We start from the raw sequence: 26,966 nt of genomic DNA, 5'->3' as shown, positions 1-26,966 counted from the left end.
TGATGGAGTTATTATGGTTGCACAAAATCATCCCGTTATTTGTCTTAAGGGGATAACACATTGCTATCGAAATAAGCCTGCTGTTAATGATCTCACGTTAGATATACCTGCGGGTTTAATGGTCGGTTTACTTGGGCCTGATGGTGTCGGTAAGTCTACCTTGATGGGATTGATTTCAGGTGCGCGTAAGCTGCAGTTAGGTTACCTCGAAGTACTTGGGGGCGATATGGGTTCAGTGCAGCATCGAAACAGTGTCGGACCGCGTATCGCTTATATGCCACAGGGGCTTGGAAAAAATCTTTATGCAGAGCTTAGCGTTGAAGAGAACCTTGATTTTTTTGGTAAACTTTTTGGGCAGGGCAGTACTGAACGCAAAACCCGTATTGACAGGCTCACTAATGCAACGGGGCTTAGCGCTTTCTTATCTCGTCCTGCGGGTAAACTTTCAGGCGGGATGAAACAAAAATTAGGGCTTTGTTGTGCGCTTATCCATGATCCTGATTTATTGATATTAGATGAACCAACCACGGGGGTTGATCCACTTTCTCGTCGCCAGTTTTGGCAGTTAATTACAGATATTCGTAGCGAACGCCCTAGCATGAGTGTGCTTGTTTCCACCGCTTATATGGATGAAGCGGAAGGTTTTGATTGGTTAGTGGCAATGGATGATGGAAAAATTATTGATACCGGGACTCCACTGGCACTAAAAGCTAAAACAGGTGCAAAAGATATCGAGACTGCATTTGTTCGTTTATTACCTAAAGAAAAACGAGGTACAGCGAACGAACTGGTGATCCCTCCTTTAGACAACAAACAAGGCGTTGTAGCCATTAAAGCACAGGGATTAACTCGGCGTTTTGGTGATTTCGTTGCCGTTAATAATGTTAGTTTTGAAATTCAGGCTGGCGAGATCTTTGGTTTTCTTGGCTCGAATGGATGTGGTAAAACCACCACCATGAAAATGTTAACTGGTTTGTTGCCCGTTTCAGAGGGAGAAGCTTTCTTATTTGGTAAACTAGTTGATGCCAATAACTTAGCAATCAGGCATCGTGTTGGTTTTATGTCACAAGCCTTTTCACTTTATGGTGAACTAACCGTGGAGCAAAATTTAACATTACATGCTCGCTTATTTCATCTCAGTGCTAAAAAAACGATTGAGCGTATTGCTACCTTGGTTAACCGTTTTGATTTAAGTAAACATATGAACTCCCTTTCATCATCGCTCCCGCTTGGTATGCGTCAACGTCTTTCCCTTGCAGTGGCGGTCATTCATGAGCCTGAAATGTTGATCCTCGATGAACCAACTTCGGGTGTAGATCCCGTTGCAAGGGATAGTTTTTGGCAATTATTAGTTGAATTATCTCGCCACGATAAAGTGACTATTTTTATTTCAACACATTTTATGAATGAAGCATTACGTTGTGATCGCATTTCATTGATGAATGCAGGTCAAGTACTTGTTTGTGATACTCCTCAACACTTAATTGAAGCGAAGGGCGCGGATTCTTTAGAAGCGGCTTTTATTAGTTATATTGAAGAAGGCATTGCTGAAACAGTCTCTAAAAACTCCAGCACAACGAAAGTGCCTCCTGATTTAGTTGGCATTGCATCAAATACAACATCTAATGCAACTCCTAATGTAACTCTTAATACAAGATCAAAAAAAGGCTTTTCTGTTACTGGTCAGTTTAGCCTTAAGCGTCTTTTCGCTTATAGTTATCTTGAAACAATGGAAGTAATGCGAGACTCAGTGCGTTTAGCCTTTGCCTTTTTTGGCAGTGCGATTTTACTGATCGTTATTGCTTATGGTGTTTCTCTCGATGTTGAAGACTTACGTTATGCGGCATTAGACTTGGATCATTCACCTGAAAGTCGACAATATTTAAGTAATTTTGAAGGCTCACGATATTTTCTCGAACAACCTGTCTTATATAGCAAAGACCAACTTGAACAGCGCTTAAAGTCTAATGATATTACCCTCGCTATTGAGATCCCTCCTAGCTTTGGACGTAATCTGAAAAAGGGTGAAAATACAACTATATCAACATGGATAGACGGTGCTAATACCACTCGTGCAAGTACTATCGCCGGTTATGTAGCAGGCAGTCATCTCCATTATCTTACAGAACTTGCTACCAATGCTGGTATTGACGCTAGTGCTGCTGCACATGTTTTAATCGAATCTCGTTATCGTTATAACCCGTCCTTTGAAACTATCTATTCAATTGGCCCTAAAACCCCCGCTCTGTTATTACTTTTGTTCCCAGCTATTTTGATGGCGGTTAGTATTTCGCGAGAAAAAGAGATTGGAACAATTACTAACTTTTATGTTACTCCAACCAACCGGTTTGAATATTTGATTGGTAAACAGCTTCCTTATGTTGCGATAGGAATGGCTAATTTTGTAATTTTGACGCTGTTAGTTGTCTTTCTGTTACAGGTTCCTCTAAAAGGAAGTTTATTGGGATTAACCTTGGGTGCTTTTTTGTATGTTTGTGCATCGACTAGCTTTGGTTTACTAATTTCTTCGCTGACTAAATCTCAAGTTGCCGCTATATTTGCTACTTCTATTCTGTCATTGATGCCGACGATTCAGTTTTCGGGAATGATTCAACCGACTTCCACCTTAGAAGGAGTTGGTAATTTTATTGGCTCTGTTTGGCCTGCAACCTATTATATGCATTTGAGTGTCGCTGCATTCACCAAAGGGTTAGGTTTCTCTGACCTAACCGGCGACTTGCTTATATTGACTCTTTTTGGACCGATATTTTTAGTCATTGCGGCTGCTATTTTGAAAAAACAGGAGGCCTAAATGTTCAAAACTGGGATTAATATCTTCTGGCTTGGCGTTAAAGAGTTGCGTAGTGTTTTTGCTGATATTTTTGTGGTTGGATTTATCGTATTTGCATTTACGTTAGACATCTACACTCAGGCGACTGCGATGAGTGAGTCGGTAAATAATGCATCGGTTGCGATTGTCGATGAAGATCATTCTGAACTCTCTCGGAGTATTGCCAGTGCTCTTTATCCTCCTTATTTTAAAGTACCGGTGTTAATTAGCCCAGATCAAGTTGATCAATCAATGGATCACGACCGCTTTATGTTTGTGGTGAGTATTCCACCTGATTTTGAAAAACAGGTGCGCGAAGGTAACCAACCCAGTGTGCAAATCGATATTGATGCCACTGCTGTTTCACAGGCAAGTCTTGGTAATAGTTATATTCAGAGTATCGTTACCAGTGAGGTAAATCATTTTATAAATCGTTCTGATAAGGTTACTACTTATCCTGTGACACTGGTTCAGCGGCGTGCTTTTAACCCTAATGGAACGGGAATGTGGTTTGGTGCAATTAATGCGTTACTTAATCAAATAACCTTACTCACCATCATATTGACAGGTGCAGCTTTGTTGCGTGAACGTGAGCATGGGACCATCGAACATCTATTGGTTATGCCGTTAACCTCATTTCAAATTGCGATAGCTAAAGTTTGGGCGAATGGGTTAATTATTCTTGTCGCGTTTATGTTATCGATGTTGTTTGTTGTCGAAGGTCTACTCGATGTGCCGGTTGCAGGTTCTCGATGGTTATTACTTGGCGGAACTGGTATCTATCTATTTGCTTCCGCTGCCATTGGTATTTTTTTGGGAACGATTGCACGAACAATGGCGCAGTTTGCATTGTTACTGATGATGGTGATCATGCCTATGATGATGCTTTCGGGTGGATTAACTCCGATTGAGAGTCAACCGATGATCATACAACCTTTAACTTGGTTTTTTCCTTCTCGCCATTATATGGCTTTCTTTCAAGCGGTCGCTTTTCGAGGAGCTGGTTTGAGTATCATTTGGTCTGAGCTGTTGATTATTATTGGCCTTGGGGCGATCTTCTTATCAGCAAGTTTGGCATTATTCCGACGGTCCATTTCGGTTAGTAAATGAGACAAAGAAAACGGGTACTTCAAAGTTGAACCTGCTGGCTGAACAATAATATTGGCGATTTATTGCTTAACCTCAAGTAAAAAATTGTTCGTGTAACACAATAATTCACGTAATAAACTTGATGTTGAAGTATTATTTATTTTTAATGATTGAATCTATCTTTGGAGCGTTACACCCATGAATAAAATAGAAATTAAGTATTGTAAAAAATGTCGCTGGTTAATGCGCTCATCGTGGATGGCCCAAGAGTTATTAAGCACTTTTGAAAACGAGTTAGATGAGGTGTCATTATTACCCGGAGAAGGTGGCATATTTGAAATGTTCGCAAATGGTACGCTTATTTGGTCTCGTAAAGAGAAGGGCGGCTTCCCCGAAATAACCGAATTAAAACAGTTGGTCAGAGATGTTATCGCCCCAGATAAAGACTTAGGCTGTATTGATCGTAAAGCGACTAAAAGCGTGTCTTGATTATTCATTATGTCACTACGCAGGATATATAAGCTTACAAAATACTTATTTTTTCACTCTTATTGTATGTTTTTATTGCGTACATTTAATTCTCTGGAGCCATTATGTCAGCAATCGCGAATACACCTACTCCGCCTTATTATGCAGTGATTTTTACTTCTACTCGTACTGAAAAAGAGGACGGTTATAATGAGATGGCTGCCAGAATGGTTGAACTCGCGCTGCAGCAACCAGGTTTTTTAGGGATTGAATCCGCGAGGGAGGAGTTGGGCATTACCGTCTCTTACTGGGCTGATTTAGAGGCAATTAAAAAATGGAAAGCTAACAGCGAACATCTACAGGCTCAAAAATCAGGACGTAAATCTTGGTACGATAGTTTCAAAGTACGTATTTCAAAAGTAGAGCGTGATTATGGTATTTAATCACAATACATTTTTCTTGATGTTACTATAAAAGTAATCTTAGACATCTTATTAATTCTACTTTCGAACGGTTAACTGATTGAAAGTAGATACTATCTAGCATTATATTTTCCTCATCCATGATGCAATCGTCATTCAATGGTCTATGCTAATATCGCTTATTGTATAAATACTTAAAAGTTATATATCTCAAGGCCGTTGTGATTTTTGTGCTTTGAATGATAACGGGTATATACTCTCTTTGATTAACCCTATTTGAGTATTAAATATAGAGTTTTATTGTGGCCGTTTACCAGTTTTCTAAATATTAAACCTGTTATTTAATAATTGTTCTGTATTGAGATTATATTCTCAATATTTTTTGCTTACCTTTTCGAGGCAAGTCAAATGGCTATGCACTTTAGTTCGTCTCTGCGAACATAAATTTATCTACAGGAAGTTGATGTAAGTGATAATTCAGAATTGGCTTGAACAACTATGCTTGATGATTCCAAATGTTCAAGCATCAATAGTTGTTAAGCATTTTCATCAAGGTAGTGATGATCAACCGATTGCTTACTGGCCGAACCAATCCATTGATTGTGATAGGTTATTGCAGAGTTTGCCTTTATTGAAAGCTCAATTATCTCCAGTAGTGACCATGGGTAAACCGTTGTCCAGAGATAACAATACGGCTAAAAAATCTAATGACACACTGATCATTGCTTTTCCGCTTTCCTTTTGTGCCGATTCATCTGGTGCAGTGATCCTTGAGGTCGAAGCTAAAATTAATCAACAAGCGGTGTTGTTACAGATGCTGAAATGGGGGCAAAGTTGGTTACAATTATTATTAAACAATATTGAAAAAACTGGCGATACTGTCAGACAGCCACAGGACTCATTAAAAGAAAAGTCTGAGAAGCATCATCATGAGCAGCCTAAGCAAATCCCTTCAAATTATTTAGTGATTATTCAGGCGATCTTGTCTTGCTCCGAAACGCAACAAGCTAACATGACGTTAGTCAATGAAGTTTCACGTTGTTGGCCGTTTGATCGAGTCTCATTAGGTATCGTTAATGGCAACGACGTTGAAGTAAAAGTGTTGTCACATAGTGCTCATTTTGATCAGCGTAGTAACCTAGTTGTTAATTTACAACAGGCGATGATTGAAGTGAAAAACGAAACAGAAGGACGATATTTTCTAAGTTCACAGGTTGAAGAACTTACTGATTACCCAGAACATCAGCGATTACTATTACAACATGTACAACATGAGAATAACGCCTTAATCTCTATACCGCTTAAAAATAATGCACAAACGATTGCAATATTATTATGTGAATTTCAATCACAAGCTCTGTCTACTAAAAAACTGTCCACCAAAAAACTGTCTAACGAAAAGCTATCTAACAAAGAAAAGCTTGAACAGGATTTAGCTTATCAAAATACAATAGATGATCATGCTGACACCAAGCTTATGGCTTCTAAATATTTAACTGAGCTTACTCTCTTAGCTAGCATGTTGGGCCCCTTAGTAGGGTTGCATCAACGCGGTACTCAAAGTATTCCAGAACACATAATGGGTCGTTCCCGTGCTTATTTAACGCGGCTAAATCAAGGTAGGTTTGGTAAATTACCTTTAGCGTTTGGTGTTATTTTGTTATTGATGATGACCTTTGTTATTGATAGTGACTTCAGAGTGAGTACCGAGGCAGCGCTTGAGGGACGTATACAACGCGCAGTGGTTGCACCCTTTGACGGTTATATCGACAGCGCTTTTGCGCGTGCAGGAGAGCAAGTACAAAAGGGGGAACTATTGGCTCAACTTGACGATCGTCCTTTACAGTTAGAAAAGCGTGGTTGGTTGAGTAAAAAAGAAGAATATCAAAAGCAATATCGGCAGGAACTTGCGACATTAAGCCATGCTAAATCACGGATTATTAAAGCACAAATTGCACAAACAGACATACATATCGATCAAGCTGATAGTCGTCTACAACGCGCCAAACTACTTTCTCCATTATCTGGAATTATTATTGAGGGGGATTTGTCTCGTTCATTAGGGGCACCCGTCGAACAAGGGCAGGTACTTTTTGAGGTAGCCCCGTTAGATGATTACCGTGTGGTATTAAAAATTCATGAACGTGATATCGCATATTTGCAAACAGGGCAAAAAGGTTCATTGATGTTAACCGCTTACCCTAATCACTCTATACCGTTAACGATCGAGCAAGTGGCTATCGTCTATGAGCAAGAAGGGGATTACACTTGGTATCGAACCGAAGCAAGCCTTTCCTCTGAGCATTTGCCTGACAATATACTATTACGTCCTGGCATGGCAGGGTTAGGGAAAATAGAAGTGGGTCAAAAAAGTCTGGCTTGGATAGGACTACACCGCTTAACAGACTGGTTGCGTTTGTGGCTTTGGTCATGGACGCCTTAAACCATGAGAGTTGACCAACAGACATGGGGTTCAATTGCCCAGCTTAAACCTAAACTTCGGTCGCATGTGACTTTTTATCAGCATGTGTATCGTCAACGAACATGGCATATTGTTGCGGATACGCTGTCGAGCTCGCATTTTCGTTGCACGGAATTGGTGTTTCAGTTTATTCAATGCCTTGACGGCTCAAATAGTATTGAACAAGCCTATCAGCATTGTCTCGACCTCGAGGGGGAGCAAACGCTTGAACACGTCGATATTATTAACGTTATTGCTACGCTTCAGCTGAAAGGTTTATTACAAGGTGACATTCCTGTTTCTGTTCAGGATCTTTATCAGCGCTATAGCCAACATCAACGACAGAAAAAAATGCGTATTTGGTCGCGCCCTTTATCATTTAAGTTATCGTTGTGGGATCCTGACCTATGGCTTGAGAAGGTTACGCCTTTATTGACAGGAGTATTTAATCGCTGGGTATTGATACTCAGTGCATGCTTAATTGTGTTGGGTAGCAGTGTTGCTTTAGGTCATTGGCAAGCATTGGCAGAGCATTTTTCGGTACGCTTTATGGGGCCTCAAAACCTAGTTCTTATCTGGTTGTTATATCCTTTGGTTAAATTTATTCATGAACTAGGGCACGCGATTTCAACCAAATATTGGGGCGGTGAAGTGCATGATATGGGAGTCTTATTTATCGTGTTTATGCCGGTCCCCTATGTCGATGCCTCCACTAGCCATCAGTTTAGCAATAAACATCAACGTATGATGGTCGCCGCGGCGGGCATTTTTATTGAGTTATTATTAGCGGCCTTAGGCATTATTATTTGGTCGATGATGGATGACGGTATTGGGCGTGATATTGCCTTTAATATTGCCGTTGTCGCAGGGTTGTCGACACTGTTTGTGAATGGTAACCCTTTGCTTCGCTTTGATGGTTATTATGTCTTTTCTGATGCGATTGAAATTCCTAATCTCGCGAGTCGCTCAAATAAATATCTTGGCTATCTGTGTCAGCGTTTTCTATTGGGGTTGGACCGCTCAGCTTTAGTAAATTGTTGTCCATTAACCGCCGATGGAGAACGTAGTTGGTTCGTTTTTTATGGTGTAGCAGCAGGTATTTACAAGCTACTTATCAGTTTTAGCATCGCTTTTTTTGTTGCTAGCCATTATTTTATTATCGGCGTTATTTTAGCTGTATGGTATTTGATACAACAGCTGCTATGGCCGACTTTCTCAGCACTTACCGCATTACTTAAGGTAGCAAAAGCACACGGTCGATTTAAGCGATTAACGTTAACGACTTTACCAATCGTTTCATTGCTTTTGTTGTTGCTCTTTTATCCTTTGCATTGGAGTTCACATATTGAAGGGATTGCAACCTTACCAGAAGCCGCCTCTATACGAGTAAAAAGTGACGGTTTTATGAAAGCAGTATTGAAAAATAATAATGATAAAGTGAAGGTCGGCGATATTTTATTTGAACTTGAAAATCCAGAGTTAGTAACTAAAAAACAATTGATTCAAGCACAAATAGCGGAACTTGAAATGCGAGAAAATCAAGCATTTATGGAAGGGCCTTTGGCAACTCAGGTTATTAAATTAGATATTCAACATGCTCAAGCAACGCTAGCGGATATACAAGTTGAAATTGATAGCTTAGTGGTAAAGAGTGAATTGGCCGGAGTGATATCTATCCCCAAAGCACTGGATATGCCCGGTCGTTTTTATCGTAAAGGAGATATTTTAGGTTTTGTTATTGACCTAAATAAAGTGTCTGTCAAAGCGATTATTCCTCAGAATAAGTTTGAACAACTTAAAATTAAGCAGCTCAATTGGCAGGTTAAGTTAAATAGTCAGCCTTTTTCAACCTTCAATGCTACGACTGGACAAGAAATTCCACAGGCGTCATTCCAATTACCGAGTGCTAAACTAGGGACTGCTGGTGGCGGTGCAATACTCGTTGATGCTCGAGATAAAGAGGGACGAACAGTGCTTGAGGCTGTGTATCAAGTTGAATTGATGTTTGTAAATTATACTGAGCACTATTTAGCCGCGAAAGTTATTGTGAAAGTTAATCATCAACCAGAAAGCTTCGCCGCTTACCTATTCCGAACACTCACACTCTCCATCTCCACTCATTTTCAATAAAATAAAGACTAAGTACTTAGCTAACAAGTCAACGCTATTAATTTGCTCCCCATCATATTTGTAATTCTCACCTGATTTTTAAATAACCATTACTACTTTTTAGGTATTCTTCGTATTTTAAACTACAATGGTTTTATAGATAAATAAATTTCCGCATACATGGATAACAGTATGAATTTAAAAAGCAATCAGTATTTAAACTCTGCCCTTACCGGTTTAGAAAAAATGTTAGCCTCAGTACGTTTTATTGTTATCGGTTTTGTTTCTGTTGTCGCGACAGATTTAGCCGTAGCGGAGGAGTTCCAACCGGTAGATTGTGTCATTAATCCTTATAAAGTTGTAGATGTGAGCAGCGCTGTTTCCGGTGTGCTTGATGCTGTAAAAGTTGAACGTAGTGACTGGGTCAAGAAAGGGCAGGTCATTGCTACCTTAGAGAGTGGCATTGAACGGGCTTCATTAGCCTTAGCGAAAGTGCGTGCAGACATAGATTCAGAAATTAACTTAAGCAAAGTAAATCTGGCCTTTGATGAAAAATATCAAGCTCGTATTGGCAAACTGTATGAACGTAACGTTGTGTCTTACAAAAGTAAAGATGAAGCGGATCGAGAAGTCGAGTTATCTAATTGGGAAGTGCAGCAAGCAAAAGATATGAAAAAAGTGCGAAAACTTGAATTGCAACGGGCTAAGGAACAAGTAAAGCAAAAAACTATTCGCGCGCCATTTGATGGTTTTGTGATTCAGAAGTTCAAGGCAGAAGGTGAATATGTAGAAGATCTCCCTATTGTTCGTATTGCACAGTTTGACCCTTTACTGATTGAAGCCATCGTGCCAATGGAGCTATTTGGAAAAATAGAGATTGGTATGGTCGGTTTAGTTTACCCAGAGTTATATTCAGATGATCCCAAACAAGCGCAGGTTGTTGCCGTTGATCGAATGGGCGATGCCGCAAGTCGTACTTTTGGGGTTAGGTTAGAATTACCCAATCCCGAGTTTAAAATCCCCGCTGGTTTAAAATGTGAGATGAAATTTAACGCTGTTGCTGTGGCAAGCACCAACTAATGTCACATGGTTCAAGGTTCACCCTAATTGGTCGTATCGCTATTTTTACAGGAAGTAGACTATGAATTGGCTGAAACCAATTTGCTTGAGTTTTTTTAAAACAACTCGCTTGAAGCATGCTTTGACAAAGCATAAAAAAGTGACGCCGCCTTTTAGTCTTGAAACACTTGAGCCTAAAATTTTACTTTCTGCTGAATTAGTTGGTGGAATGATCGATGGCTCCTCATTTACTACGGAGCAGAGTGACGAACACTTCACCTCTCAAGTTGAATTAGATCAATGGACCAGTCAATTTGTTAATCAAGTGACGAGTAACACTTCAAGCGAAGAACCAAGCGTTGATAGCCCTTCTTCGAATCTCGCTTTGGATGGCTTAGCAACTTTTTTTGCCGATCAACAAGCACAACATAATAGCGATGATTTAGGGCAATTACTTGCCGATGCAGCGGTGACAGCATCGCAAATAAATGAACAGCCATTAGAATTGATTATTGTTGATCCGCGCACCCCCGATTATCTTCAGTTGATGGAAGGGATATCAACGGATAGTGGCAGTGATTATTTAGTTTATATGCTAGATGCTGAAGAAGATGGCGTACAACAAATAACAGATTTGTTAACTACTCATTCAGAACTCGATGCAGTGCATCTCATTAGTCATGGTAACGAAGGTGGTATTCAATTAGGCAGCGCTTGGCTAAGTACGGATAACCTCGACCAATACTCTGAGCAAATTGGTGCTTGGCAGAGTGTTTTTGATGAGGATGCCGATATTCTTATTTATGGCTGTGATTTAGCGGGTAATTTAAGTGGTGAGCAGTTAATTAACTCTTTAGCTGAGTTGACTGGCGCAGATGTCGCCGCAAGTAATGATACTACAGGGGCAACCGAATTAGGTGGAAATTGGGAGCTTGAATATCAGACCGGTGAAATTAACACTCAAATCGCGTTTACCCAGGATGCGCAGGGAACATGGCAGCATGTTTTAGCAACTAGCGGTGAGCTGTGGTTAACTACCAATGGTACTGCTAATAGTGAAGCCGGAGGTGGTGTTAATCATGATATTTTATCTTTTTCTGACCCTTCATTAACACTTGAGTCAGGAGATGGCTCGAGCGGTGAAACCGATGGTACTTTTTATACGGAAAATAACACTTTACCTGCAGACTTGATGGCAATGCATTATGTCAGTACTGCTGTCACTGTTGATACCTTTGTTGATGGTGTATCTGGAACCTATGACCTGCAAGTTGGGCAAATAGTTGTATCGATAATAAATCCAGATAGTGGTAATCCAGATAAGTCTGTTCCGACAGTTAATAGTGGCACTATTAATGTTAATAATACTGATCTTCTGGTCTTTACTCCTTCCACCTATACCTTTGAGTTTCTTCTTGAAGATGCGATTTTTGAATCAGATGATGTAACAGCTGCTAATATTCATGCGGTATCTATTGTTGAAAAAGATACTGTTATTGGTGATGGCACGGTGTTAACCGCTGGAACTTACCTTTTGGCACGTTCTGACGCTGCGGTACATGCTGATATTTCTACTTATACTGATGCAGCGGGTCTTCAAAAACTACTGTCTGGCAGTGAGTATTTGAGTGACCCTGACAAGCAAATTCAGGGGCTTGAATTGGTTGAATCAGGAATGGTCGTAGGTGGTCAAACTGTTTCTGCTGGCACTATATTGATAACGGTTAATGATCCGGTCACTGTTGGCTCTTCTGGTGGTACAACCGTTGCAGCTCAACAGATTGATATTGTGGCTTTAACAGTTAACCAATCTGAACAGGATGGAACTCCTAATACCGACGTTGATGCACAAATTTTATTTGATGGTTCGGATATCAATCTTTACATTAGCAGTGACGGTGAAATAAATGGTTTATCGTTATTCTCCACTTCACCTAATAATGTACCTGAAGCAACTAACCTCTTCCAAACGCTAAATTATATTGAAGGCACTGCCGTTGTTGCGCTAGATGATATCGTCATTACCGATCAAGATACGAGTGATATTGTAACCGCTACATTAACGCTGACAAATACAGCGGCGGGTAGTTTGACTACGGGTACTTTTGGCGTTGCCATAAGTAGTTATAATAGTAGTACGGGTGTATGGACTGTTTCAGGTTCTGTGAGTGATGTGAATGCCGCGCTTGCTGCGGTCAGTTTTTCTCCTGTCTCCCAAACAACCACAGACCAGGTAACAATTACCACCCATATCGAAGACGCAGAAGCTTCTGCACCAACAGACGGCACAATCACTCTCAATGCTCTAGCCCAAGGTAATGCCTTATGGTTGACTACTGATGACGATGTTTCAGATTCTGGAGTACCTAGTCTAAACGACTGGACTGCGGGTGAGGTATTAGAGGTTTCAGATCCTAATTTAAGTTTTGACACTGATAGCTCACCTTCTGCTACTACCGATGGTACAGTTTCCTCGGTGATTGACTTTGATGCTTTTAATCCTGCAAGTGTTGGCGGGAATAATGATGTGCAAGTAAATGCTTTGCACTATGTATCCGTTGATATCACCATTGGTACAGACGTTGACAATCACTATGACCTTAAGCAAGGTGATATTCTATTTTCGGTTGATAATGTGGAAAAGCTTAAAAGTACTAATACCTTGACCGTTGATAAAAATGATTTGGTTGTGTTTCGACCTGATGTCCTTAATGATTATAGTAAAGGCGAGTTCAGTATTCTAATCAATGGTTTGGCATCTAAAAAGTTATATGCAGTAACTTTAGTTGAGCAAGAAACCGTGGTTGCTGGTGTGACTTTAAATGCAGGTGATTTTTTATTTTCTCAAGAAGAAGATTCCATACATCTAGTGGGGCTTAATACAGTTGATGATGACAAAATTTATCGTGCTGTCATTACTGGAACGGGGAATCCTCTTGCAGGAACAGTAGGAAAAATAGGGACATTTATAGATGGAGATGACGTTGGAATAGAAGAAAAAATTTATGGACTAGAACTGATTGAAAAAACAACCGTGATCGCAGGTACTACTTTGAATGCGGGTAATATCCTTATAACGATTGGTGATGATGATGATGAGGAAGTTGGTGATAACGAATTAACCGTTACTGATAATGATATTTTTATTTTGGATGCAACGTCACCGACAAATGCTTCCGCCACATTATTATTCGATGGCAGTGATCTGTCTTTTTCTGGTGATATTAATGGCTTGACCTTAATTACTAATTCCCCTGCTACTGCGACCAATATGACAAGCACTGTATCTTACGATGAAGATGCAATCAGTGTCGACCTAGATGATATTGTGGTTACCGATAGCAATTTAAATGACGTTATCACGGCAAAATTAACCCTCGTTGATATTAATGCGGGCAGCCTATCGACAGGAACCTTTGGTTCTGCGACCAGTTTGTATGATAGTGCTTCAGGTTTTTGGACTGTTTCTGGTTCTGTGAGTGATGTTAATGCCGCTTTAGCTGCTGTGACGTTTACGCCCGTAGCCAATTATGAACTTAATACTAGCATCATTACCCACATTGAAGATTCGGCCTCGACTGGTCCTGTTGATGGCATTATCAGCCTTAATGTAAACCCACAAAATGATCTACCAACAGCCACCAATTTAACCCAAGTGCATAACTACAATGAAGGCGATAGTAGTATCGCGCTGGATGCTATCGTGGTCACTGATATTGATGCCAATGAAACTGTCACTGCGAGTTTAACTTTGGCCAATGTGGCTGCGGGCGCTTTAACGACGGGGACCTTTGGTACTTCGAGCAGCAGTTATAACGGCATTACCGGTGTTTGGACAATAACTGGGAGTGTGACGAATGTTAATGCCGCCTTAGCAGTAGTAAAATTTACGCCAGCAACAAACAACGATCTCGATACCACTATCAGCACACATATTGAAGATGCGGCTAGCACAGGGCCAAGCGATGGCATTATTAATCTTAATGTCACAGCTGATAATGATGCCCCTTCGGCCACCAATCTGACCCAAGTAAAAAATTATAACGAAGGCGATGCAAGTGTTGCTCTAGATGACATTGTCATTACCGAGCTTGATAGTAATGAAACGGTTACCGCGAGTTTAACCTTAGCGAATGTAACGGCTGGTGTTTTAACAACTGGCACTTTTGGTGCTGCAACCAGTAGTTATAACAGTAGTACAGGTGTGTGGTCTGTGACGGGCACTGTTAGTAATGTCAACGCAGCACTAGCGGCGGTGGCATTTACGCCAGCAACAAACAACGATCTCGATACCACTATAAGTACACATATTGAAGATGCGGCTAGCACAGGGCCAAGCGATGGCATTATTAATCTTAATGTCACAGCTGATAATGATGCCCCTTCGGCCACCAATCTGACCCAAGTAAAAAATTATAACGAAGGCGATGCAAGTGTTGCTCTAGATGACATTGTCATTACCGAGCTTGATAGTAATGAAACGGTTACCGCGAGTTTAACCTTAGCGAATGTAACGGCTGGTGTTTTAACAACTGGCACTTTTGGTGCTGCAACCAGTAGTTATAACAGTAGTACAGGTGTGTGGTCTGTGACGGGCACTGTTAGTAATGTCAACGCAGCACTAGCGGCGGTGGCATTTACGCCAGCAACAAACAACGATCTCGATACCACTATAAGTACACATATTGAAGATGCGGCTAGCACAGGGCCAAGCGATGGCATTATTAATCTTAATGTCACAGCTGATAATGATGCCCCTTCGGCCACCAATCTGACCCAAGTAAAAAATTATAACGAAGGCGATGCAAGTGTTGCTCTAGATGACATTGTCATTACCGAGCTTGATAGTAATGAAACGGTTACCGCGAGTTTAACCTTAGCGAATGTAACGGCTGGTGTTTTAACAACTGGCACTTTTGGTGCTGCAACCAGTAGTTATAACAGTAGTACAGGTGTGTGGTCTGTGACGGGCACTGTTAGTAATATCAACGCAGCACTAGCGGCGGTGGCATTTACGCCAGCAACAAACAACGATCTCGATACCACTATTACCACACATATTCAGGATGCTGCTAATACGGGGCCAATTGATGGCTCTATCAGCCTGAATGTGACAGCTGAAAACGATGCGCCAACGGCAACTAATCTAACTCAAGTTAAAAATTATACGGAAGGTGCTGCGAGTGTCGCGCTGGATGCTATCGTGATCACTGAGTTTGATAGCAATGAAATAGTCACGGCAAGTTTAACTTTGGCTGATGTAGCTACAGGCACTTTAACCACGGGCACCTTTGGCGATTCGACCAGTAATTATAACAGCACTACTGGTGTCTGGACTGTTACTGGCAGTGTCGCTAATGTGAACGCTGCCTTAGCAGCGGTGGCGTTTACGCCGAATACCAATAATGACATTAATACAACAATCACTACTCATATTCAGGATGCGGCTAATACGGGGCCAATTGATGGCTCTATCAGCTTGAATGTAACAGCCGAAAATGATGCGCCAACGGCAACTAATCTAACTCAAGTTAAAAATTATACTGAAGGTGCTGCGAGTATCGCGCTGGATGATATCGTGATCACTGAGTTTGATAGCAATGAAATAGTCACGGCAAGTTTAACTTTGGCTGATGTAGCTACAGGCACTATAACCACGGGCACATTTGGCGATTCGACCAGCAGTTATAGCAGTAGTACAGGTGTTTGGACTATTACCGGCAGTGTAGCGAATGTCAATGCCGCCTTAGCAGCGGTCGCGTTTACGCCGAACACCAACAATGACATTAATACAACAATCACCACTCATATTCAGGATGTGGCTAATACGGGGCCAATTGATGGTTTGATCATCTTAACTGTGGCGCCTGAGAATGATGACCCAACCTTAGAGAGTAGCATTCCTGATCAATCGGCTAGTGAAGATACTTTGTTTAATTTCATCTTGCCTGAACACAGTTTTAAGGACATTGATAACGCCGATACTATTACCTATAGCGCTCAATTACTAGGTGGGGGCACATTACCAAGTTGGCTGAACTTTAATGCGATCACTGGTACTTTTAGTGGTATACCCCTCAATCAAGATGTAGGAACTATTTCCATTGAAGTGATTGCAGATGATGGCAATGGTGGTATACCTGCATCAGATAGTTTTGAACTTGTCATAGCAAATAGTAATGATGATCCCACTCTTGAGCATGACATTAATGATCAAACTGCGACTGAAGATTCGCTATTCACTTTCACTTTTGCAGCAAATACTTTTAGTGATATTGATAGTGGCGATAATATTAGTTACTCCACGCAACTAGTTGGTGGCGCTTTAATTCCGGCTTGGTTAAATTTCGATTCAAATACACGAACTTTTAGTGGAACGCCTACAAATGATGATATAGGAACGCTTTCGATTGAAGTGATTGCCAATGATAACAATGGTGGAATCGCAGCAACAGATAGTTTTAATCTCATTATTTCTAACAGTAATGACTTACCAAATGGTACTGCCACGATCACCGGTTCAGTGATAGAAAACCAAATTTTAACTGCAAATACCTCTACTCTAGCTGACGATGATGGATTGGGCTCGTTTAATTATCAATGGTTGCGAGATGGTGTTGCTATCAGTGGTGCGACAACAAGCTCTTATATGCTTGACGATGCCGATGTTGGTTCGGTTATTTCATATCAAGTGAGTTATACCGATGCTCAAGGGACATTAGAAACCATTACTAGTGAACAAACGATTGCTGTTACGAATATTAATGACCTACCAACAGGTACTATTTCGATAACAGGTACTACGACCGTCGGTAATATACTTACTGTTAATAATGATTTGCTTGACCAAGATGGCTTAGGTGTCATTAACTATCAATGGCAACGGAATGGTATTGATATAGTCGGTGCAACAGAAAATACCTACACCATTACCGTTAGTGACGATAACCAAACTCTTAAAGTAGTGGCAAGTTATACCGATTTGCATGGTACCTCTGAAGTTGTTGCTAGTGAGACGACAGCCACTGTGACAGGTAGTAATTATATACCTACGGGTAGTGTGTTTATAAATGGTACACCGAAGCAAGGAGAAACCCTTAACGCAGATACCTCTGCATTAAACGATCCCGATGGATTGGGTACTTTTAGTTATCAATGGCAACGCAATGGCATTAATATTTCAGGTGCAAATAGTGCGAGCTATACGCTCGGAAATAATGACGTCGATAAAGCCATCACTGTGGTGATTAGCTACTTAGATAATGGGTTGCCAGTTGGCACTACAGAAAGTGTCGTAAGTGTTGCGACCACTGCCGTCGTTAATATTAATGACGCTGCTAATGCAACAGAAATGAACCAAGTACAAAATTATACAGAAGGCGACATTAATGTGGCTTTAAACGATATCGTTGTGAGTGACGTCGACTCTGGCGATATTATTACTGCCAGTCTGACATTGGCAGATCCTTCTGCTGGTGAACTGACCTCCGGAACCTTTGCAACAGTAACGAGCTCTTATCATTCGGTAACTGGAGTTTGGACGGTAACAGGTACTGTAAATGATGTTAATGCCGCATTAGCTGCGACAGCTTTTGTACCCTCGAGTGATTATGATATTGATACCTATATCACCACTCATATTGAAGATGCATCAGGTGCAGGCCCTGTTGATGGCGTTATTTCCCTGCAAGTCACTGCTGTTAATGATGACCCAACACTTGCGCACTTAATTGCTGACCAGGTTAGTACTGAAAAAAGTGCTTTTAATTTTATGTTTGCCGCGAATACATTTAATGATTTGGATAGCGGAGCATCATTAATTTATTCAGCACAGTTACTTGGTGGTGGTGCTTTACCTGATTGGTTAGCTTTCGATAGTGCGACCCGCACCTTCAGCGGTACGCCACTTAATAATGATGTTGGTAGTATCAATATCACAGTGAGTGCCAATGATGGCCAAGGTGGTGTGGTTGCTAGCGATAGTTTTACTTTGACGACAAGTAATGTCAATGACACTCCTTTAGGCAATGTAACGATCATCGGTGCAACTTTGGAAGGTGATGTATTGTCCGCCGATACTAGCACTATTAGCGATCAAGATGGGTTGGGGGTCTTTAGCTATCAATGGTTAAGAGATGGTTTAAATATCAGTGCTGAAACGAATGAAACGTATACGTTATCAGGTGCCGATGTTGGAAGTAAAATAAGTGTTGTGGTCAGTTTTAAGGATGCACAGGGGACAACTGAAATATTAACAAGTGCAGAAACGTCTGAAATAATTAATATGAATGATGTGCCTAGCGCAACTAATCAAACTCAAGTTAAAAATTATATTGAGGGAGATAGCATTGTTTCTTTTGATAATATTGTTGTAACCGATGTTGATAATGCAGAAACTATCACCGCAACACTGGTTTTATCTGACACTACATCAGGCTCATTGAGCACGGGGGTATTTGGAAGTGCTTCTAGCTCCTATAACAGTACATCTGGCATATGGACGATAAATGGTTCAGTGACGGATGTTAATGCCGCATTGGCAAATGTTGAATTCCTTCCAACAGCAAATAACGACCGTGATGTTTATATCACAACACACATTGAAGACGCTTTAGGAGCAGGTCCTAGTGATGGGGTAATCCACTTACTTGTTAGCGCGGTCAATGACGATCCAACGTTAGTTCATTTTATTGCAGATCAAGTGGCGACTGAAGACAGTGCGTTCAACCTCACCTTCGCTGCAAATACGTTTGAAGATGTGGATAGCAGCGATAGTTTAACTTACAGCACGCAGTTAACTAATGGTTCTGCATTACCCGCTTGGTTAAGTTTTGATGCCGCTACTCGAACATTTACTGGTACACCTTTGAATGCGGATGTGGGTAGCTTAACCATCGAAGTTACAGCCGATGATGGCAAGGGGGGCTTGAATGCCGTCGATAGCTTTGAATTTGTGATTGTTAACAGTAATGACGATCCCATTTTAAACAATGCCATCGCAGATCAAACAGCGACGGAAGATACCGTTTTCAACTTTACCTTTGCTGCAAACACGTTTGGTGATGTGGATAGCGGCGATAGTTTAACTTACAGCGCGCAGTTAACTAATGGTTCAGCGTTACCGGTTTGGTTAAGTTTTGATAACGCTACTCGAACATTTACTGGTACACCTTTGAATGCGGATGTGGGTAGCTTAACCATCGAAGTTATAGCCAATGATGGTAATGGTGGCTTGAATGCCGTCGATAGCTTTGAACTTGTGATTGCTAACAGTAATGACGATCCCATTTTAAACAATGCCATCGCAGATCAAACAGCGACGGAAGATGCCGTTTTCAACTTTACTTTTGCTGCAAACACGTTTGGTGATGTGGATAGCGGCGATAGTTTAACTTACAGCGCGCAGTTAACTAATGGTTCAGCATTACCTTCGTGGTTAAGTTTTGATACATTTACTCGCACATTTACTGGCACACCGCTGAATAGTGATGTGGGAACGATCAACATTGAAGTCACCGCCAATGATGGCCAAGGTGGTATTCCTGCAACAGACAGTTTTGAGCTGGTGATCACGAACACTAATGATGATCCGACTTTAGACAGTGCGACTGCAGACCAATCAGCGACGGAAGACAGCGCGTTCAATTTCACCTTGGCCGCTAATACTTTTGGCGATGTCGATAGTGGTGATAGCTTGACCTATAGCGCACAGCTAGTTGGAAACATACCGTTACCAACTTGGTTAAGTTTTGATGCAAATACTCGCACATTTACTGGCATACCGCTGAATAGTGATGTGGGAACGATCAACATTGAAGTCACCGCCAATGATGGCCAAGGTGGTATTCCTGCAACAGACAGTTTTGAGCTGGTGATCACGAACACTAATGATGATCCGACTTTAGACAGTGCGACTGCAGACCAATCAGCGACGGAAGACAACGCGTTCAATTTCACCTTGGCCGCTAATACTTTTGGCGATGTCGATAGTGGTGATAGCTTGACCTATAGCGCACAGCTAGTTGGAAACATACCGTTACCAACTTGGTTAAGTTTTGATACAAATACTCGCACATTTACTGGCACACCGCTGAATAGTGATGTGGGAACGATCAACATTGAAGTCACCGCCAATGATGGTCAAGGTGGTATTCCTGCAACAGACAGTTTTGAGCTGGTGATCACGAACACTAATGATGATCCGACTTTAGACAGTGCGACTGCAGACCAATCAGCGATGGAAGATGCCGTTTTCAACTTCACTTTTGCTGCAGATACTTTTGAAGATGTGGATAGCGGCGAGAGTTTAACTTACAGCGCGCAGTTAACTAATGGTTCAACATTACCCGCTTGGTTAAGTTTTGATGCCGCTACGCGAACGTTTAGTGGTACACCTTTGAATGCGGATGTGGGTAGCTTAACCATCGAAGTTACAGCCGATGATGGTAATGGTAGTTTAAAGGCTACTGATAGTTTTAATTTGTTGGTCACTAATGTTAATGACCCTGCACTAGGTAAAGTTGTAGTAACTGGTACTCTAAGTGATGGTGAAATATTGGTCGTAGATACTTCATTAATTTCCGATGACGATGGCCTTGGGGAGTTTACTTTTCAGTGGCTAAAAAATGGTAATGAAATAACTGCCGCGACGACTTCAAGTTATGTGCTTCAACCAACTGATATAGGGACTAACATATCCGTCATAGTGAGCTATATTGATAGTCAAGGAACGCTCGAGAGTATTAGTAGCCAGCCGCAAAAAGTATCTAGTGTAGATATTGAAATGACAGAAACGACTGAAGTTACAGAAATTATTGAAGAAAGAGTGAGTGTAGTTAATACCCCTATTTTTATTCCACTTGACAGTGTTGAGCTAGAACAGGAAGTTTTAGATCTTGAAACAATGTTAGAAGAGGAAGTTGAAGAAGCTCTACAAGAAGAGATAGAAGAAAGCGCTGAAGAAAGTTTAGGAGGTGGAGAGCCTGAACAAATTAATAACTTTGAACAAGATGCATTTCAGGATCAACAGCAAGTCATCAACACTGCTGTTACTTCTTTTAATAGTGATGGTGAACAGCAGGTTAGCAACAATAATGTTAATACCGCTACTGTATTGAAAATATTGCAAAAAAATACGATTGAAGAACAACAATCTCAGCTTCAAAATGATATTGATAATTTTTTAATGAAAGATGATCCGCTAATGTTAATACAGACAAATAATTTTATTAGCGGATTAGATGAGATGCGCCAAGAGCTCGATCAAGATATTGTTTTTAATAAAACAACCGTTGGCAGTACTTTAGCTGTTTCAGCAGGTGTTTCGGCGGGGTATGTCGCTTGGTTAGCCCGGAGTGGCGTGTTGCTAGGGAGTGTTATGGGAACTTTACCCGTATGGCGCTTTGTAGACCCGCTTCCGGTACTAAATCAAGCCAGAGGCGTGTTAGGCGAAGAAGGGGAGTCTTTAGAATCGATTGTTTCCGATGGCAGCGATGCGAGTGAAGAAAATAAATAGTAATGCTATTACTTCACAATAAGATACCTAAAAAATATCAAAACAGACTTTATTATCGTAAATAAAAGAATAAAAGAATGAAAGGAATTCAGGTTGATAAGCAAAATATTTAAAGGACAAAGTGCAAAAACACGAATCGCATTAGGATTAGTGAGCATAGTAGTTTGCGTAAGTATCGCTGCTTCTTTTCTAGGGTTATTTCCGGACAGATATGGCGCGATATTAGCTGGTAGAGCAGCCATTGCTGAAATTGTGGCTGTTAATAGCTCTGTCTTTATTACACGCCGTGATATACGTCGAATGGAAGCTAACCTTAATATTCTTGTGTCTCGCAATGAGCAAATACTTTCCGCTGCAGTTAAGCCTCTAAAAGGTAAGGCTGCTGCTATTATTGGTGATCACGAATTGCAATGGAAAGCGATGGAAAAAGGAACTTCTACAGAATCGCAGTTGGTGGTGCCAATATGGGAAGGCAATACACAATGGGGTAATATCGAACTTCGATTTGAACCTTTAAAACATCCTGGCTTGTTTGCTTTCTTTTTCGAACCTTTAGCGCAGTTTATTATGTTTGTTTCTTTCTTCAGTTTCATTTTTTTCAAGTTTTACTTAGGAAAAATGCTTAAACAGTTGGACCCCTCTCAAGCCATTCCTGGCCGGGTCCGTTCAGCATTGGATACTATGGCTGAGGGGTTATTAGTCTTAGATGTTAAGCAAAATATAGTGTTAGCGAATGAGGCCTTCTCTGTCTTAGTCGGTGAAAAACCAGAAGATTTAATGGGACGTAGTATTGCAAAGTTTAGCTGGGAGCAAGTCATGGCTCGTAACGAGAATGAAAGCGTTTCTCCAAACCCTGAGCCAAAATACCCATGGGAAATTGCCCTTGCATCCAGTTCACTGCAAATGAATCATATGTTGTATTTAGAGCTAGATGACAATATTCGTTATACCTTCATGGTTAATTGTTCACCAGTATTAGGTCAAAACGGTAAAGTAGCTGGTATGATGGTCAGTTTTGATGATATTACTAAGTTAGAAGAGAAAGAGATAGAATTACGTCGTTCTAAAGAAGAAGCTGAAATGGCAAACCGTGCAAAAAGTGATTTTTTATCCAATATGAGTCACGAAATACGTACGCCAATGAATGCAATTCTTGGATTTACAGAGGTGCTAATGCGCGGCCATAGTAACGATCCTGTAGAAAGTAAGCGTTATTTAGGCACGATCGCCTCCAGCGGTAAACATCTACTTGGCTTAATTAACGATATACTGGATTTATCAAAGGTTGAAGCTGGAAAAATTGAAATTGAAACCTTACCTTGCCCTGCACATCAAATAGTTCAAGAAGTGGTTAAAGTGATGGGGGTGAAAGCCCAGGAAAAAGGTATTAATCTTGAGTTTGTTGCCATCGATAGCATGCCTGAACTTGTATTAACAGACGCGGGTAAAATAAGACAAATATTAACTAATTTAGTTGGTAACTCTATAAAATTTACTGAAAGTGGAGTGGTTAAACTAAGTACACGTTATAAGTCAGAAAAGCATAAGTCGAGACTGATTATTGAGGTCTCAGATACGGGTATCGGCATGACACAGGAACAAGCTGAAGCGGTTTTTAAACCATTTGTACAAGCAGATAGTTCGATCACACGACGTTTTGGTGGTACTGGTTTGGGTCTTACTATTAGTAAACGTTTTGCTGAAGCGCTGGGAGGCGATATTACGGTTACTAGTGAGCAAGGTAAAGGTAGTTGTTTTATTGTCAATATAGAAGTTGAAGCCGTTCCGCAAGCTAGGTTGCTTTCCTCCACCGAAGTCATGCAAGAAATTACATCTAATACTGCAGAGCAACAAGTCACATGGATTTTCCCCGATGCGAATATTTTAGTGGTAGATGATGGCGATGAAAATAGAGATTTATTAGAGGTCGTCTTAAGTGGGGCTGGGCTGAGTATTGAAACCGCTGTTAATGGTCAACAAGCGGTGAGTATGGCTACAGCTGGAAACTTTGATCTTATTTTAATGGATGTACAGATGCCGATTATGGATGGTTATACTGCGGTACGTTTGATGCGTGAAAAAGGTATTAGCATTCCTATTATCGCTTTAACGGCACATGCAATGAAAGGAGCTGAAAGTGAGTGTCTCTCTGCAGGATATTCAGGCTACATGACGAAACCCATTGATATTGATAAATTGCTTAAATACTTGGCTAATGAGTTGGGAGGTAAGATTGCAACTGCAACAACGTCGCTACAACAAGAAGCAGCTAACACTGCATCGATGATTGAAGACTCGGTTAGCGAAAAAATGACAGAAAATACTCCGCTCAAGGCTGCTATCCGTTCATCTTTGCCAGGGGCAAAAAATAAGTACCGAAGCTTAATCGGACGTTTTATTACTCGTTTAGATGAACAATTTAGCTTAATAGAACAAGCAGCTGCTACAGCTAATTATGAGCAACTCGCTGACTTAGCACATTGGTTGAAAGGATCTGCAGGATCGGTTGGTTTTCATGATTTCACTGAACCAGCAGAAGCATTAGAGGCCTATGCTATGCAACAAGATCGAGTTGCTGTTAGAGCGCAAATTGCAGAAATTAGTGATTTGATTTCACGTCTAGAGGTGAATGATAACATTGACACTATCGAGCAAGAAACTACTGAGAGTAAGGCCAATGTTGTTATCGAACAGACGATATCTGCAAGTGCTCCAATCAGATCAAGTTTATTGATGAGCACACCTAAATTAAGACCGATGGTTGAGAAATTTGTGTTGAGATTAGATGAGAAAATTAGAGTAATGAATACTGCATTAGAGCAAGGTGATTTTGTAGAGTTAGCCGATTTAGCACACTGGCTTAAAGGGTCGGCTGGCACTATTGGCTTCCATGATTTTACCGAACCAGCAATAAAGCTTGAAACATCAGCAAATGAGAAAGATTCAATTAATGCTATAAATGTACTCAAAACAATTAAACAGATGACAAAAAATATCGATTTATCTAGTGTTTCTGAAAAAGCTAATATGCCTGAAATAGTTGAATATTCTACAGAAAAAGATAAAAAAAGCGTAGGGGAAGTGAGTGAATAATCTGAATATTGATAAATTCGATAAGCCAAGTGCTTGCGTTGATAATCTCCACATACAATTAAAAAATGCTGTGATTATGATGATAGATGATGAACCTATTCTGATGGAAATATTACAAAGCTTTCTAGAAGATGAAGGTTATCAGAATTTCATTAATATTGAAGACTCAACACTGGCGATGGAAAAGTTGAAGCTAAATCCACCGGATATTTTATTACTCGACCTTAAAATGCCGATAGTGAATGGTTTTGAAATTTTAAGAGAAGTACGCTCCCATGAACTATTAAAACGTATCCCTGTGATTGTATTAACTTCCGCATCTGATGCTGCTACTAAACTAAAAGCGCTTGAACTTGGTGCTACAGATTTTCTAGCAAAACCAATCGACGCCAGTGAACTGGCTTTACGCTTACGTAATACCTTAACGGTAAAAGCTTACCAAGACCAATTAGCCTTTTATGATTCTTTAACTGGGCTACCTAATCGCGCTCGATTTATGGATCGCTTAGATTGGGCGTTGATGAATGCCGTTCGATACAAGCATTCAGTTGCAGTGATGAACTTAAGTGTGGATAGATTTAAAGAAATTAATGATACTTTAGGGCCTAAGTCAGGGGACTTATTACTGCAACAGATTGCCGATAGGTTATCGGGTGCAGTTAGATTCACGGATGTTATTAGTCATACTGGAAGAGATGATCTATGGCTGAATATTGCGCGACTCAGCGGAGATGAATTTAGCATTTTGTTACCCGGAGGTGCAGCTGCTGAAGATTCAGCTTATATTGCAGAGCGCTTATTAGGGGTAATGAAAGGTGTTTTTGTTATAAATGGTCATGATGTCTTTGTAACGGCGAGTATTGGTATTGCTGTTTACCCTGATGATGCAGAAACGACGGATTCCTTGATGAAAAATACCAGTGCAGCGACAGAGTTTGCTAAGCATAAGGGACGAGATAACTATCAGTTTTATTCAAAAGATATCAATAATAAAGCCAAAGAGCGTTTACAAATGGAGTCTGAACTTAGGCGTGCAATCGATTTACAAGAGTTCGTTGTGCATTATCAGCCTAAAATCAATACTAAAACAAATCAGGTGATGGGAATGGAGGCACTAGTTCGCTGGCAACATCCTGAAAAAGGATTGTTATCTCCCTTTCATTTTATTGATATTGCAGAAAAATCTGGTCTCATTCCAGGTATCGGTGAGTGGGTCATTCATGAAGCCTGCCGCCAAAATAAAGTATGGCAAGATCAAGGTTTAGGGGATTTAAAAATATCAGTTAATGTCTCGCCGCAACAATTTATAGCAAAACATATTGATCGAACCATGGCGGCTGCATTATCTTCTGGTATGGACATGAAGTACCTTACTATTGAAATTACTGAAGGTATGTTGATGGGCGATGAAGAACGTGCCATTGATGTAATGAAAGGGATCAGAAAGCAAGGGCCGAAGCTATCAATTGATGACTTTGGAACAGGATACTCTTCATTAAGTTATTTAAAACGCTTCCCGTTAAATGAGTTAAAAATAGACCGAGCATTTATTATTGACGTGCCAACCAAGCGTGAAGATTGTGCCATTGTGCGAGCGATCGTTGCGATGGCGCATAGCCTCGAGTTATCAGTGGTAGCTGAGGGGATAGAAAACAGCGAGCAACTCGCATTTCTTGAAGGGATAGGCTGCGATGTGATACAGGGATTTTATTTTAGCAAGCCTTTACCCGCTGATGAATTTGAACAGTATGTGTTGGCTAGAAATAAAACAAGATATGTTGGTTAGTAATAAACCGAAGTGATGTTTTACTTTTTATGCACAATTACTTATGTATACAATTATCACATATGCTCTAGGTTACATAAAAATCAGTGACGCATTACAGTTAGACGCATTACAGTTATAAACTTGAAAGTCTA

The 26,966-nt window shown here is 40.6% G+C and carries 10 protein-coding genes; all 10 read left to right on the top strand.

Features of this window, described 5'->3' with window-relative positions; genetic code table 11:
- Positions 1-13: 13 nt before the first annotated feature.
- The 10 genes from rbbA to MT390_RS17975 all read left to right on the top strand — a co-directional run bounded on the left by rbbA (position 14) and on the right by MT390_RS17975 (position 26,832).
- A complete protein-coding gene (gene rbbA, locus MT390_RS18020) occupies positions 14-2,812 on the top strand; it encodes a ribosome-associated ATPase/putative transporter RbbA (protein WP_499442540.1) in 2,799 nt (932 codons plus the stop codon).
- Positions 2,813-3,940, top strand: coding sequence for an ABC transporter permease (locus MT390_RS18015; RefSeq protein ID WP_166370733.1), 1,128 nt, complete (start codon positions 2,813-2,815; stop codon positions 3,938-3,940). It begins immediately after the preceding gene.
- Positions 3,941-4,117: 177 nt separating this feature from the next.
- The gene (locus MT390_RS18010) at positions 4,118-4,408 is read left to right on the top strand and encodes an Rdx family protein (RefSeq protein WP_166370731.1); all 291 of its coding nucleotides are present in this window, start codon (positions 4,118-4,120) and stop codon (positions 4,406-4,408) included.
- A gap of 104 nt (positions 4,409-4,512) precedes the next feature.
- Positions 4,513-4,830, top strand: a complete 318-nt coding sequence (locus tag MT390_RS18005; RefSeq protein WP_166370729.1) for an antibiotic biosynthesis monooxygenase family protein — start codon at positions 4,513-4,515, stop codon at positions 4,828-4,830.
- 448 nt (positions 4,831-5,278) lie between these two features.
- On the top strand, positions 5,279-7,252 hold the full coding sequence (locus MT390_RS18000) for an efflux RND transporter periplasmic adaptor subunit (protein WP_499442536.1): 1,974 nt from the start codon (positions 5,279-5,281) through the stop codon (positions 7,250-7,252).
- 3 nt (positions 7,253-7,255) lie between these two features.
- Complete coding sequence (locus MT390_RS17995; RefSeq protein ID WP_499442534.1) at positions 7,256-9,400, top strand: site-2 protease family protein; 2,145 nt, start codon at positions 7,256-7,258, stop codon at positions 9,398-9,400.
- Positions 9,401-9,571: 171 nt separating this feature from the next.
- On the top strand, positions 9,572-10,459 hold the full coding sequence (locus MT390_RS17990; RefSeq protein ID WP_499442532.1) for an efflux RND transporter periplasmic adaptor subunit: 888 nt from the start codon (positions 9,572-9,574) through the stop codon (positions 10,457-10,459).
- A 61-nt stretch (positions 10,460-10,520) separates the two neighbouring features.
- Positions 10,521-21,953 carry a putative Ig domain-containing protein gene (locus tag MT390_RS17985; protein WP_499442530.1) on the top strand — a complete coding sequence of 3,811 codons (11,433 nt, stop codon included), beginning with the start codon at positions 10,521-10,523 and terminating at the stop codon, positions 21,951-21,953.
- Between the two features lie 93 nt (positions 21,954-22,046).
- Positions 22,047-25,046, top strand: a complete 3,000-nt coding sequence (locus MT390_RS17980) for a response regulator (protein ID WP_499442528.1) — start codon at positions 22,047-22,049, stop codon at positions 25,044-25,046.
- Positions 25,039-26,832, top strand: coding sequence for a GGDEF/EAL domain-containing response regulator (locus MT390_RS17975; RefSeq protein WP_499442526.1), 1,794 nt, complete (start codon positions 25,039-25,041; stop codon positions 26,830-26,832). The genes MT390_RS17980 and MT390_RS17975 overlap by 8 nt, the downstream gene beginning before the upstream one ends.
- The last annotated feature ends 134 nt before the right edge of the window (positions 26,833-26,966 follow it).

This window comes from Vibrio sp. 2-Bac 85 (assembly GCF_037546705.1).
Taxonomy (GTDB): Bacteria; Pseudomonadota; Gammaproteobacteria; order Enterobacterales; family Psychromonadaceae; genus Psychromonas.
This window is presented reverse-complemented; position numbering and strand designations above follow the sequence as displayed.